Here is a 14,639-nt window from a genome sequence, read left to right as displayed (position 1 = left end):
TATCTTATGGACAGGGGCCATTGCCGTTTCTTTGCCTACTTTCTTTGGGCAAGCAAAGAAAGTAGGTCGCTAACAGCGAAAAACGATGTTGGTGACGGAGTCGTGAGAGAGAAAAAGCCGCCCGCCGCAGGCGGAACTGCGATAGAGATAACGGAGTTATGAAAGTGCGCGCCGAGCGCCAGCTCAAAACGAATAAAAACGATAGCCATGACGGAGTCATGAAAGAAAACAAGGAAAATAAAAAACGATAACCAAACCCCACCCCAAAAACCGCTCAAAAAATCACCAAAAAAGGTAATCAAAATACAACTAATAACACTAAGTGATTATTTCTGCTTAAAAAACCGCACTTTTCCACAACATAAGGCTGACGGGTGGGTGAAAAATGATCTAAGTCAACAAAAAGTAAAATATTTCGCGCCTAAAATGTGCGAAGGCGCGCGGGGGAGAAAGCAAAGTGCGGTTTAACTGATTAAAAAATCGCAAAAAATCGCCAATGTCAAGTTTTGTCACAAATTGTTTTTTTTTTTTTTGATGTCAAGTTGTGTACACAAAGCGCTGGCAGGGCATTTGGAATTGTGTTTTAATTACGCCGATTAACTATTTTGGCGTAGTTGCGCCCCAGTTTTGCGCGCGCGCCGCCCCATCTCGAACACAAGGAAATTTTTATGAATAAGATCTTCAAATGTATTTATAATCATGCCACTGGCACCTTTGTTGCCGTGTCTGAACTGGCCCGCTCCAACGGCGTGAAATCAAGCACCCAGCGCAGCCACTCCCCACAAAGCTCCCCGACCTTATTCAAAATTTCCGCCGTTTTCGCCACCATCCTGACCGCACTTTCAGTTAACACCGCTTTTGCGGCTATTTCGGTTTCAAATAGTAACGATCAAGGCGTCACCAACAATAACGATAAAAAAGCTGTGGCACAAGGTGTTAATTCTATTGCTCTTGGCTCAAATGCTCAAGTTACATCAACGAATGGTGGTAATGGTGCTGATGCTGAAGACACCATTGCAATTGGGACAAATACGCTGGCAAAGGCGGCGAAATACGCTGTATTGATCGGTTCTAGCGCTAAAACAATTGATATTGACGTACCAAAAGGATGGACTGTTCAGGATGGAAGACCTGTTCAATTAATGGAACATTATTCAGGAAATAATGCAATCGCAATTGGTTATCAAGCTAAAAGTTCAACAGATGCTGTAGCAATAGGTAAAAATGCTCATTCAGAACGAACAACAGATGCAACAACTATTGCTATTGGGGATGATGCAAAAAGTTTTGGTGGTGTTGCTATTGGGCAAAAGGCAAATGTATTAAAAAGCAAAACTGGAATAGCTAGTGGTTCTGTTGCTATTGGACGTTATGCCACTGTCGGTGAGTATGGTGTTGCAGTGGGTTCTGGGGCAATTGCTGGCGCAAAATATGAAAGTGATGATGCCGCAAATCCATCAGAAGTTATTCAAGGTGCAACTTACGGCACTGCTGTTGGTATCGGTACACGTGCACAAGCGCAATATGCAACTGCTCTGGGTAGCAATGCACGCGTCATTGAAGGTGCTACGCGAGGTACAGCTGTTGGTTATCAAGCTAAAGCGCAAGAGAAGGATGCGATTGCTCAGGGGACAAATGCAACAGCACAAGCAAACTCATCTATTGCACAAGGCACTAATGCAACAGCACAAGCAAACTCATCTATTGCACAAGGCACTAATGCAAAAGCCGTGACCGCAGGCTCTATTGCCTTGGGTGAAAATACTATCGCTGGACTTGCCGATATTAATGTAGCGCCTCCAGGTGTACCAGCATTTACCACTGGTAAAACATTAGACGAGATCCGATATCATGAACGTGAGGAATATCGTTATCGTATTGGTAAAGCAAATAATATTGCAATGGGCACTGGCGCAGAGGCTGCAGGTGGTCGAATTATTTCCATCGGTGAATACGCAGGAGCAGAAGCTACAGATGGCAACTGGAATGTGACCAACGTCAATATTGGTCGAGCAGCGGGTGCTCGCTCCGTAGGTGAAGACAACGTATTTATGGGGACTAATGCTGGGGGTATCAGCAACTTAAGCTATAACAATGGCATTAATGACAACAAAAGTAATAGTGGCGGCGGTGGTGTCACTGATACAGGTGAAAAAATCCCAGGTCTAGCGGGTGCTCGCAACGTTGCATTAGGCTTAAATGCAGGTGCAAGTGCAGGCCGCGCACCAAATGAATTTGGTTTTGCTGGCTTAACTACTGGGGATACACCAAATGTGGTTGACCGTTTCACCCAAAAAAATGAAGGGACTAATCAAAACGTATTTATTGGCGAGAGTGCTGGTCAAGATTTGAAAGCTGGCTCCAGTGGTAACGTGTTAATTGGTAGTGGTGCAGGTAAAGGATTACAAAGCATTGCAAACGGCCACAAAGGTAAAAACTACACACGTCCAGAAAAATATCAACAACGTAATGGTGCGCCATTACAAGATGTTGCTAATATTGGTGCACCAGCCCTAATCGGTCTTAACGTGGGTATTGGACCAGGTACACTTAATGGCGCAACGGGTGACATGAACGTGGCAATGGGTTGGCAGTCAAGCGAAGGCATTGTAGGTAGTAGCAACGTGTCAATCGGTGGTCAAGCTATGCAAATGCGTGGAAATGCTAAGACAAGACCGACTGATTTAAGCACTGGTGTTGGTTATTCTGCTGGTCAGAATATGACGGGCTTAAAAAACACCGCCATTGGTGCATATGCTAACTCGTATGGACCTGATACTTTAATCAATGCCGATGATACAACAGCTATTGGTGCAAGTGCCAAAGCTAGCGCTGACCAAGCAACGGCAGTAGGTCGTAAGGCTACAGCAACGGCTGAAAAATCGTTAGCAGCTGCCTATAAAGCTAACGCTACGGGGGAACAAGCTGTTGCTGTAGGTAGCGAAGCCGAAGCCACAGCTGAAGCCGCTATCGCAATTGGTGCGAAAGGCAAGAAAAAAGACGATGATCAAAATGCAGTGGCCACGAGCGCGTCTGGCAAAAACGCCATCGCGATTGGTACTGCGTCCACCGTTTCAGGCAACGACAGCATCTCTGTTGGCCGCGGCAACACCGTCACTGGCAACAACTCCGGCGCATTTGGTGACCCGAACACTATCTCAGGCACAGGGTCATTCGCGTTTGGTAATGACAACACTATCGCTAAAAATAACACCTTTGTGCTTGGCAACAATGTAACAGCAACCCAAGACAACAGCGTGATTTTGGGTAATTTGTCTACAGACCGCGCGGCAACGGCTGAAAATTCGGCGACTGTGAACAACGTGACTTATAACGGCTTTGCGGGTGTTGGCAGTGCGGAAAAAGGCGTTGTTTCTGTGGGTGATGCAGGTAAAGAACGCCAAATCATCAACGTGGCTGCTGGTGCGATTAATAAAACATCAACCGACGCCATCAACGGTAGCCAACTTTGGAATATTTTTGATCAAGGCGGCATTACATTTAGCAACGGTACGGTTACTACTGACGGCAAACCTCAGAACGCTTCTAAACTCGTCAAATTTGGCGACACTGTGAAATTTGACGGCAAGGGCGACATCAAAGTTGATTTTGATGCTGATAGCAAAACCTACACCATCTCAGGCCCAACAACGCAGCCGCAAGTCACCGTGCCGACTTACACCGTCGGCGCAGGTAAAACGAATACTGCTGAAGGCATCACTTTAAATGGTGACGATGGCAACAACCGTGTTGACATCATCGGCAAAGCTGACGGCGCGATTGAAACTTCTGTCAAAGGCCGTAATGTTGAGATTGATTTGACTTCAAACACCAAAGAAGACATTAAAAAAGGTGTTGACGCGGATAAAACGCTCAAAGAAAAAGGCATTACCTACACAGGTGATAAAGACAGCACTAATGCCATCAAACTGGGCGAAACTTTGAATGTGAAAGGCAATGCCGATCCGTCAAAACTTACTGATAAAAATATCGGTGTAGAAGCCAGTGGTTCTCAATTGCTCGTCAAACTCGCCAAAGAAATCAATCTTGGCGAAGGCGGTCAGGTCAAGATGGAAAACAAAGCAGGTGATGAAGTGACCTTAAATGGTGACGGTTTGAAAGTTTCACCGAAAGTGTCTAGTGGCGATCAAACAGCAATCATAATCAACAAAGATGGCATTGATGCGGGTAACCATGGTATCACTAATGTGAAGAGCGGTATTCCTGATGGCAAAAAACTCTCTGAAGTAGAGGGTGATGCACTTAATAATGCTGCTAACGTTGGCGACTTGCAAAAAGCGGCTAAAGCCGCGAAAACCGAAGTGGTTGGTGAAAAACAAGCTATTGTAAGCGGCAAAGAACAATCAGACGGCCATATGAAATACACCGTCAGCGCAACGAAAACCACTGTGACAAACGGCTCTGATAAAGTGAGCGTGACAGGTGGCGAAGAAAATGCTCAAGGTGTGCTGGCTTACACCGTTGATTTGTCTGAAGCAGCTAAGACATCATTAAGCAATGCCGACAGCGCACTTCAATCTTGGATTGCGCAAGCTAATGGTACTGAAGTCAAAACAGTTAAAAAAGATGACAACACTTTGAACTTTGTCAACGGTGATAATATTAAAATCACTAATGACAACGGCAAAGTGAAAGTTGCCACTAGCAAAACCCCTTCATTTGAAAGCGGTACTGTTGAAAATGCACAAGGTGACACTTACATCACTGAGGGCAATAAAAATATTGTCAACGGTGGCGATGTGTACAAGGCTATTCACGCCACCAACAGCCAATATCAAGGTGACAACACTGACGTAACCGTAAAACGCAACCCAGACCAAATCTTGGGCGTGAAAGGTGGCGCAACTGCAACCGAGTTGACCGAAAACAACATCGGCACCGTGGGCGCTGCAGATGGTTCTATCACCGTGAAATTGGCGAAAAACCTCACCAAGTTAAGCAGTGTGGCAATCGAAAACGGCCCGACTATCAGTAGCACTGGTATTGATATGGGCGACAAGCCGATTACTAACCTGAAGATGAATGAAAAACCTAACGGCAAAGACGCTGTTAACGTTGAGTACTTGGAAAAAGCCATTAAAGGCGCAACACCGAATGTGGGCAAATTTGGTTTAACCGCTGACGATAATGGTGAAGTTAAAAAAGACTTAGACCAAACCATTGCTGTGAACGGTGATGGCACCAATATCACCACCAGCACAGAGGCTGATAAAGGCGTGAAAGTTAGCCTGAAAAAAGATGTTAACCTCGGCGCTGATGGCTCTGTCACCACAGGTGATACTAAAATCGAAAACGGTGGCTTAACCATCACTGGCGGCCCTTCTGTGAAGAAAGACGGCATCAACGCTGGTGATAAGAAAATCACCAATGTAACTGACGGCCAAATTGCAAAAGGCTCCAAAGACGCTGTGAACGGTGGCCAATTGCACGATGTGAAAGAACTGGCTGACGGCAAACTTGGCGACTTCACCGTGGGTGCGGATAAAGCGGGTAAAGCAGCTGGCATTACAGTGGACAAAGACAACAAGCGCTTTGACATCGTGGCTGGCTCTGAGGCGGTGACTACCGAAGTTTCAGAGCGCACCGTGAAAGTGGATTTGTCACAAGATAGTAAAAACGGCATTAAAGATGGCAAAGACGCTAAGGTAAAAGTTGATGCGGCCACCTTCGGCTTAGAAGGTGAATCTGGCGACGCGGTTAAGAAAAAACTCAACCAAACCATCAAAGTGGTGGGTGCGGATAAAAACATCACCACCAAAACTGAAGGCGAAGAGTTGAAGATTGAGCTGGCGAAAACCCTTGACCTTGGTACTGATGGCTCTGTCACCACAGGCGACACAGTTGTTAACAACAAAGGCGTAACCACACCGAAAGTGACTACAGGTAAAACGACTGTGGAAGCTGGCAAAGTGATGGGCTTGGATGATCGTAAACCAGGTGATACCAATATCACTGATTACGGTACAGGCGCCAACGCCACCCGTGCAGCAACTGAAGGTGCGGTTAAAGCGGTAGATGATAAAGTTACCACTAACACTGGCGATATTTCTAAACTGAAAAATGGTTGGAAACTGAAAGCTACTAAATCAGAAGGTGAAGTTTCAGGCGATGCTGAAACACCAGTGGAAGCCGAAGAATTGGTAGAAATTGATGCTGGTAAAAATATCAAACTCACTCAAGCTACACGCAAAATCACTGTAGCAACCAAAGATGTGGTTGAATTCACCAGCGCAACCTTTGGTACAGGCACAGATAAAACCGTTATTAACAAAGACGGTGTGACCATCACTGAAGGTGAAAAAACCGTTTCTTTAACTGACGGTGGCTTAAACAACGGCGGTAACAAAATCACCAATGTTGCGAAAGGTACTGAAGGCACTGACGCGGTGAATAAATCACAACTTGATGAAGCTGTGAAAGGTGCGAAAGGCAAACCGACTTCGGTTAAAGCTGGTGATGCTAATGTGTCTGTTGAAAAATCCAAAGACGCTAACGCTGAAGGCGGTGCAGAATATGTGGTGAAACTTGCCGATAAAGTTGCCCTTGGCACTGCTGACAACAAAGTGACTGTTGATGGCACTAACGGCACTGTCACCGTGGGTGGCGATAATGGCACGAAGATTGAGAAAGAAAAAATCACGGGCCTTGAAGCGCGCACTCCTGCATCGTCAGACTATGGTGTGAATGGCAATGAAGGTCGCGCAGCAACTGAAGGTGCGGTTAAAGCGGTAGATGATAAAGTTAACACGAATGTGACCAATATCGCTAAAAATACCGAGGCGTTAAATAAAGGCTTGGATTTCTCTGGTGATGTCGCTAGCGATACCAAGAATATATTCAACCGTAAACTAGGTGAAGAAACCAAAGTTGTAGGTGGTCAAACTGATAAAGATAAGCTTTCTGATAACAATATTGGCGTAGTGTCAAATGGCACTGATACGCTAACTGTTAAATTGGCTAAAGAGTTATCTAAATTGACCAGCGCTCAATTTGAAGCAAAAGATGGTTCAACAACAGAAATCACAGGCAGTGCTATTACGTCAACTGACAGCACAGGTGAAAAAATTGCAGTTCGTACACCAACAGAAACCAGCTTTATCGGTGGCGACAAAAACGATGTAACACTCAGCAACAATGGCCTAGACAATGGCAATAACAAGATTGTTAATGTTGCGCCTGGTGAAAAAGACACCGATGCGGTGAATGTGAGCCAGTTGAAACCAGTGAAAGAAGCCGTTGAAAAAGGGCTAAACTTTGAAGGTGACTACGACACTGACGGCGCACAAGTGAAGAACACGTTTAAGCGTGAATTGGGTGAAGCCGTTTCTGTTACTGGTGGCGCAGATCATGATGATTTGAGCAATAAAAACATCGGTGTTGTGTCTGATGGCGCTGGTGGCTTGGCAGTTAAACTTGCGAAAAATATCGACTTAACTGACGGCGGCAGCGTCACAATGGGCGACACTTTAGTGAATAAAGACGGTGTAACGATCACTGGTGGCCCGAGCATCACCAAAACCAACGGCGTAGATGCGGGCAATAAAGTCATTAAAAATGTTGCCCCAGGTAAGGCAGGCACTGATGCGGTTAATAAAGATCAGTTAGAAAAAGCCATTACAGACAGCGCTTATGGCTTCACCGTATCCGATGGCGAAGCTACCAATAAAGTTGGCGTGGCATCAGGTAAAGATGTCAACTTTAAAGGCGCCGACGGCGTGACTGTGACCCGCACAGGCGATGCTGGCCAAGACCAAAAATTTGAAATTGGTTTGGGTAATGAAGTCACCATTGGTAAAGATGGCAAAGACGGCAAACCAGGTAAAATCGGTGTGGCAGGTCAAGACGGCAAACCAGGTGTGGCTATCGACGGTAAAGACGGTGGCACTATCGTGGTCGGCGGAGCTGACGGCAAAGCTGGCAAAGATGGTGTTGACGGCAAACCAGGTGTGGCAATTAATGGTAAAGACGGCTCTATCGGCCTGAGTGGTAAAGATGGCAAATCCACCATCACCGTTGCCCCTGGCAAACCTGGCCTTGACGGCATCGGCAAAGACGGTGTTGACGGCGCGAATGGCAAAACCGAAACCCGCATTGTTTACACCAACAAAGAGGGTAAACCAGAAGAAGTGGCCAACTTGAACGACGGCTTGATGTTCCAAGGTAACAACACCGATAAAGCGGTTATCAAGAAAAAACTGAACACCGTGATGACCATCAAAGGTGAAAACGACGGTACTTCCGTATCTGGCGCCAATATGTACGTTGAAAACGACGGCACAGACTTGATTGTTAAAATGGCGAAAGACTTAACTGATCTTGACAGCGTAACAGTAGGTGCTGGTGATAAAGCAACTAAGATTGACGGCACTAACGGCAACATCACCGTCGGTGGCAGCGAAGGCACGAAGATTGAGAAAGGCAAAATCACCGGCCTTGAGGCGCGCGATACTTCGTCTGAAAAATATGGTGAGGGCGAAAACGCTAACCGTGCAGCGACTGAAAGTGCGGTTAAAGGTGTGAACGATAAAGTGGCCACTAACACCACTAACATCGAAACGCTACAACAAGGTTGGAAACTTGAAGCCACTAAATCTAATGGTGACGTTGAAGGCGGTAAAGAAGTCGCCGTAAAAGCCAAAGACAAAGTTGAAATCGATGCGGGCAAAAACATTAAGTTGACCCAAACCGATAAGAAAATCAGCATCTCCACTAAAGACGAGGTTGAATTTAAATCCATCAACTTGAAAGATGGCAGCAACGAAACCAAACTCACCACCACAGACAACGGCTTGGATGTGGGCGGTGATAAGATTGGCAATGTGGCCAGTGGTTTAGGTGGTTCTAAACTCTCCACAGCCACAGGTGATACGCTGAAAAACGCGGCCAATATCGGCGATTTGCAAAATGCGGTTAACGACATCAAAGGCGCTGAAAACGGTGGCTTTGGCTTGACCGATGATAACGGCAAAGCGGTTAAACAAGATTTGGGTAAACAAATCCAAATCAAGGGTAAAGACGGCGTGACCGTAACCGCAGATGAAGGCGGCGCCAAAGTGCTTGAAGTGGCGTTGAACGGCGATGTGAAAGTTGGCGGTAAAGACGGCAATCCGGGCAGCATTGGTGTGAAAGGTGAAGACGGCAAAGACGGCACCACCATCACCAAAGACGCGATTGTGTTCAATGGCGTGGACGGTGTGAACGGTAAAAACGGCGTGGACGGCAAAGACGGACAAGCCAGCATTAAAGTTGAAAAAGGCGCGAAAGGCCTTAACGGCAATGATGGCAAAGACGGCGAAAGCAAAACTCGCATCGTTTACGAAAAACCAAACGGTGAGAAAGAGCAAGTTGCTACCCTTAACGATGGCTTGAAGTTCAAAGGCAACGGCGACAAGACTGTTGACAAGAAACTCAACGACACCGTGACCATTAAAGGCGGCATGACCGATCTTGATGATGATAAAGCTACCGCGAAAAACACCCGCGTGGATGTCGACGAGAAGGGCAACTTGGTGGTGAAACTCGCCAAAAACTTAGAAGACTTGGATAAAGTCGTTGTGGGTGGTAAAGATGGCAAAGCTGGCAAAGATGGTGTGGACGGCAAACCAGGCGTCGCCATTAATGGTAAAGACGGCTCCATCGGCCTGACTGGTAAAGCAGGTGATGACGGTGTTACGCCTAAGGCTGATATTACCCTTGAAAATGGTCAACCTGGCGTAAATGGTGCTGATGGCACTCATATGACCCGCATCGTATATGAAGACAAAGATGGTAAGCACGAAGTTGCCACCATGGACGATGGCTTGAAATACGTTGGTGACGTTGGCAAAGCCGCTATCAAACTGAACAAGACTACAACTGTTGTCGGTGGCGTTACAGAAGCGGATAAACTTTCTGATAACAACATCGGTGTTGTGGCTGAACAAAAAGATGGCGATGCTAAGTTAACCATCAAACTGGCGAAAGATTTGACTGGCTTGACCAGTGTGACCACCACCGATGCGGACGGCAACAAAACTGTTCAAAACGGCAACGGTGTGACTATTACGCCTGACACCAGCAAAGATGAAAACAAAGATAAAAAACCAGTATCTTTGACCAAAGACGGCTTAAACAACGGTGGCAACCAAATCACCAATGTGAAGAGTGGTGGTGATATCAACGATGATAAAAACGCCAACAACGCCGCTAATATTGGTGACTTGAAAAATGCCACTACCAACTTGACCAACACAGGCTGGAAGCTGCAAACCAACGCCAACACAGAAGCCACCGTGAAACTCGGCGACACTGTGCAAGTGGTGGACGGCGTGAACACGAAAGTGTCTTCAGTGACTACTGTTGGTGGTAAACACACCTATCACGTTGACGTGACAGGCTTGCCAGTGGCATACACTGATGAAAAAGGCGAGCCGCTTGTGAAAGTGGGTGATAAGTTCTATAAGCCAGACCAAATCGACCCAGCCACAGGCTTGCCGAAAGCTGACGCCAAAGAAAGCACTCCAGCGGGCACTACTTTGGTGAACAAAGACGGTGCGAAAGATCCGCAAACCCTTGACGGCGTGAAGAGCGCGATCGATGACGCTGCCAGCGGTAAGGATTATGCTACGCAGTTGGCTGATGCGGCTGAAGCTAGCCCGAATAAAGCTGTGAACGTGAAAGACCTGAAAAATGCTACTGACAATGCGGTCAGCACCGTAACCAGCAAAGGCTTTGGCTTAAGCGCTGATGATGGTAAAGATGTTAAACAAGACCTTGGCACAACCATCAAAGTGAAAGGTGAAAATGGCATTGAAACAGCGATTGTGCCGGTTGATGCCAAACAGCCTGAAGGTACCAAAGCGCTGCAAATTAGCTTAGGCAATAAAGTTGACATTGGTGGTGCTGGCAAAGATGGTGCTGATGGCAAAGACGGCAAACTTGGGGTAAATGGTAAAGACGGTAAAACTGGCGTGGCCATTGATGGTGCGAAAGGTTCTATCGGCTTAACAGGCCCTGCTGGCGTGAACGGTGAAGATGGCAAACCAGCCGTGGCCACCACCACCATCAAAGTGCAAGCAGGCAAACCTGGCCTTGACGGCATCGGCAAAGACGGTGTTGACGGCGCGGACGGTAAAACCGAAACCCGCATCGTTTACACCGACAAGAAAGGCGAGCCGCAAGAAGTGGCCAACTTGAACGACGGCTTGATGTTCCAAGGTAACAACACCGAGAAAGACGTTATCAAGAAAAAACTGAACACTGTGATGACCATCAAAGGTGGATTTGCGCCTGAAGATGGCAAAACCTTCAAGGACACCACCACAGCTGCCAACAACTATGTGGAAAATGACGGTGAAAACTTGGTTATCCGCATGGCGAAAAAACTGACCGACCTTGAAAGTGCGGTATTTGGTAAAGACCCAACAAGCAAGGACAGCAAAGCGCCAGGCGTGAAAGTGGACGGTGCAACCGGTGCAATCACCAGCAAAAATGCTGATGGCAACACCATCACCATCAACAACGGCAAAGGCCAAATCACTGGCGTTGAAAGTGGCTTGAAGGGTGACGATCCGAATAAACCGATCAAACTCTCTGATGCTACAGGCGACACCCTGAACAACGCGGCCAATATTGGTGACCTGAAAAATGCGGTCAGCAATGTAACCGACGCAGCTAACGGCGGCGGCTTTGGTTTGAAAGGCCAAGATGGTAAAGAGATTAAACAAAATCTTGGCACCACCGTGGAAGTGGTCGGCAATGGTGGCGTAATCACAAAAGTGGTTGATATGAAAGCGGACCCTAATGATCCAAAATCAAAAGACCATCAAGCCCTTGAAATCAGCCTTGGCCATGAACTGTCCGTTGGCGGCAAAGACGGTAAAGACGGCTCTATCGGCGTGAATGGCAAAGACGGCAAAACTGCCGTAGCCATTAACGGTGCCGACGGTGGCTCGATTGTGGTTGGCGGTAAAGACGGCAAGATTGGTGTTGACGGCAAAGACGGCGCACCTGGCATTGCCCTCAACGGCAAAGACGGCTCAATCGGCGTGGCGGGCAAAGACGGCGCCAATGCCGACATCACCACCTCGAAAGGCGATGCCTTCTTGGGTGGCAAAGGTGATGATGGCAAAGACGGCAAAGACGGCACCCGCATCACGTATCAACCGAAAGACAAAGACGGCAACCCAGTGGGCAAACCTAAACAAGTGGCCACCATGGATGACGGCATTGCCTACAAAGGTGATACAGGTGAAGCGAATGTTAAGCTCAACAAAGTCACCAACATTGTGGGCGGCGTGAAAGACGCTGACAAACTGGCTGACGGCAATATCGGCGTGGTGGCTGAACAAGACGGCGACAACGCGAAATTGACTGTGAAACTCGCCAAAGAGTTGAAAGGCCTTGATAAAGTGACCTTCGGCCCAGTCGATAAAGACGGCAAACCAACGGAAAAAGATCCGAAGAAAGTGGTTTCTGTCGGCAAAGACGGCATCAATGCAGGTAGTAAAGTCATCACCAACGTAGCTGAAGGTAAGGCTGATAGCGATGCCGTTAATGTGAAACAATTGAATGCCAAGGTTTCAGACATGGGCTGGAACATTAACACTTACAATAAGACTGATGAAGGTGATATTTCACCAGTTAAAAATGATAAGACTGTTAAATTTGGTAGTGCCGATGGCTCAATCAAAGTTTCTCATGAGTTCAACAAAGAAGACGGCAATGTTAAAGTCGACCTTGCCCTTGGCAACGATGTCAACATCGGTGGCCCAGGTGCTGACGGCAAACCAGGCAAAGACGGCAAACTGGGCGTGAACGGCAAAGACGGCAAAACTGGCGTGGCAATCGATGGTGCCAACGGCACAATCGGCTTGACAGGCCCGGCTGGCCAAGACGGCAAAAATCCTAACGCGGTTATCGGCGTGAAAGATGGTGCCCCTGGCTTGGATGGCAACGACGGCAAAGACGGCGCGAGCAAAACACGCGTGGTTTACACCAAACCTGACGGCAAGGTGGAAGAAGTGGCGACCTTGAACGACGGCGTGAAATACGAAGGCGACCAAGGCAAAGCGGCTGTCAAACTCAACCAAACCACCAAAGTGGTGGGCGGCGCGAAAGGCGAGCTGACTGATGGCAACATCGGTGTGGTGGCCAGCCAAGACGGCAAAAACGCCAAGCTGACCGTGAAACTCGCGAAAGACCTCAAAGGCATCAACAGTGTTGAAGCCAAAGATGTCACCGTGAAACAAGGCGGCAACTTGAAAGTTGAGCGCGGCGCGAATGTCGACATGGGCGGCAACCAAGTGAAAAACATCGCCAGCGGTATCAGTGGCAAGTCTTATCGTAATCCGAAAGACAACAACGCCGCCAACATTGGTGATGTGAAAGCGATTGCCAACCAAGCGGTGGCACCGTTGAACAAACGCATCAACGATGTGGACAAACACGCCAGCGCCGGCACCGCCTCTGCCATGGCCGCCGCGGGCTTGCCACAAGCCTACTTGCCAGGCCACTCTATGGTGGCAGTGGGCGCGGGCACACACCGCGGCCAAAATGCTATCGCGGTCGGTGTTTCTCGCATCTCTGACAGCGGTCACGTTGTGATCAAACTCAACGGTGCGACAAACTCGAAAGGCGACACCAGCGGCAGCGTTGGCGTGGGCTATCAATGGTAATCACCTTGACCGCACTTTGCACAAAGTGCGGTCGTTTTTGATAAGGAACAGTTATGAAAAATGTAGCAAAATGGGCATTGCCATTGTTGGCCGCCAGTGTTGTGGCTGCCTGCGGCAACTTAAGCGATGTGAAAAAGAACGGCACCACCGACGAGCCAAAATGGCCGAAAGTGGAAGATGCGAGTGTGAATTTCTCCGGCAGCCAATACGGCACCTGGCCAAACTGGGACAACGTGCGCCAAATTGAAGCGGGCATGAATAAAGATCAATTGTACTATTTGATTGGCCGTCCGCACTACCAAGAAGGCTTATTCGGCGTGCGCGAGTGGGATTATGTGTTTAACTACCGCCAAAACGGTGTACACAAAATCTGCCAGTTCAAAGTGCTGTTTGACACCGACATGAACGCGCAATCGTTCTTCTGGCATCCAAATGGCTGTAACAATCAATACGAATTGAACGGCGACTTCTTGTTCGATTTTGATTCGGCTAAGTTAACACCAAAAGGCAAAAAAGTGATTGAAACCGTAGTCGAAGGCTTGAAATCACAAAACATCACCGCGGTGACCGTGGACGGTTACACCGACCGCTTAGGTTCAGACAGCTATAACTTGAAGCTTTCTCAACGTCGTGCCGACGCGGTGAAAGCTTACATGGCGAACCTCGGCTTCCCAGCACAGAATATTTCAACCCATGGTTTTGGTAAAGCAGATCAGGTGGTGGCGTGTGATGGCGAATCAGGCCAAGCCCTAAAAGACTGCCTGCGCCCAAATCGCCGTGTGGTGATTTCTGCGAAGCAGTAAGTGAGCATTCACATGATAAAAACCGCACTTTAAAGTGCGGTTTTTTTGTGACCGCACTTTTGTTTTGATAACTCCGTCATCGCTATCTTTCCGTCTACGGCGGGCGGCTTTTTCTCTCTTGGCACTCCGTCACCAACATCGTTTTTCGCTGTTAGCGACC

4 protein-coding genes and 1 pseudogene are annotated in these 14,639 nt (G+C 47.7%); 4 read left to right on the top strand and 1 reads right to left on the bottom strand.

Annotated elements, in window-relative coordinates:
• Window positions 1-35: 35 nt before the first annotated feature.
• Window positions 36-278, bottom strand: a complete 243-nt coding sequence (locus HPC37_RS10170) for a hypothetical protein (protein ID WP_208123008.1) — start codon at window positions 276-278, stop codon at window positions 36-38.
• Window positions 279-668: 390 nt separating this feature from the next.
• Here HPC37_RS10170 and HPC37_RS11320 point away from each other — a divergent pair.
• The 4 genes and pseudogenes from HPC37_RS11320 to HPC37_RS10160 all read left to right on the top strand — a co-directional run.
• A pseudogene (locus HPC37_RS11320) lies at window positions 669-770 on the top strand (ESPR domain-containing protein); the annotation flags it as partial.
• A 601-nt stretch (window positions 771-1,371) separates the two neighbouring features.
• Window positions 1,372-1,734, top strand: a complete 363-nt coding sequence (locus HPC37_RS11025) for a hypothetical protein (protein ID WP_235961752.1) — start codon at window positions 1,372-1,374, stop codon at window positions 1,732-1,734.
• Window positions 1,731-13,676, top strand: a complete 11,946-nt coding sequence (locus HPC37_RS10165) for a YadA-like family protein (protein ID WP_345790040.1) — start codon at window positions 1,731-1,733, stop codon at window positions 13,674-13,676. The genes HPC37_RS11025 and HPC37_RS10165 overlap by 4 nt, the downstream gene beginning before the upstream one ends.
• Window positions 13,677-13,729: 53 nt before the next feature.
• Entirely contained in the window at window positions 13,730-14,479 is a 750-nt protein-coding gene (locus tag HPC37_RS10160; protein ID WP_208123006.1) for an OmpA family protein, read from the top strand.
• Window positions 14,480-14,639 lie beyond the last annotated feature (160 nt).

The sequence above is a fragment of the Spirabiliibacterium mucosae genome, assembly GCF_014884965.1.
In the GTDB taxonomy this organism is placed as follows: Bacteria; Pseudomonadota; Gammaproteobacteria; order Enterobacterales; family Pasteurellaceae; genus Spirabiliibacterium; species Spirabiliibacterium mucosae.
Note: the sequence above shows the minus strand (reverse complement) of the source record. Positions and strands in the feature narration are given on the sequence as shown.

What these genes read in the sequence shown, in the direction of transcription:
- HPC37_RS11025 (WP_235961752.1), top strand. Translation starts at nt 1,372, where the DNA reads ATGCCACTGTCGGTGAGTATGGTGTTGCAGTGGGTTCTGGGGCAATTG.
- HPC37_RS10160 (WP_208123006.1), top strand. Translation starts at nt 13,730, where the DNA reads ATGAAAAATGTAGCAAAATGGGCATTGCCATTGTTGGCCGCCAGTGTT.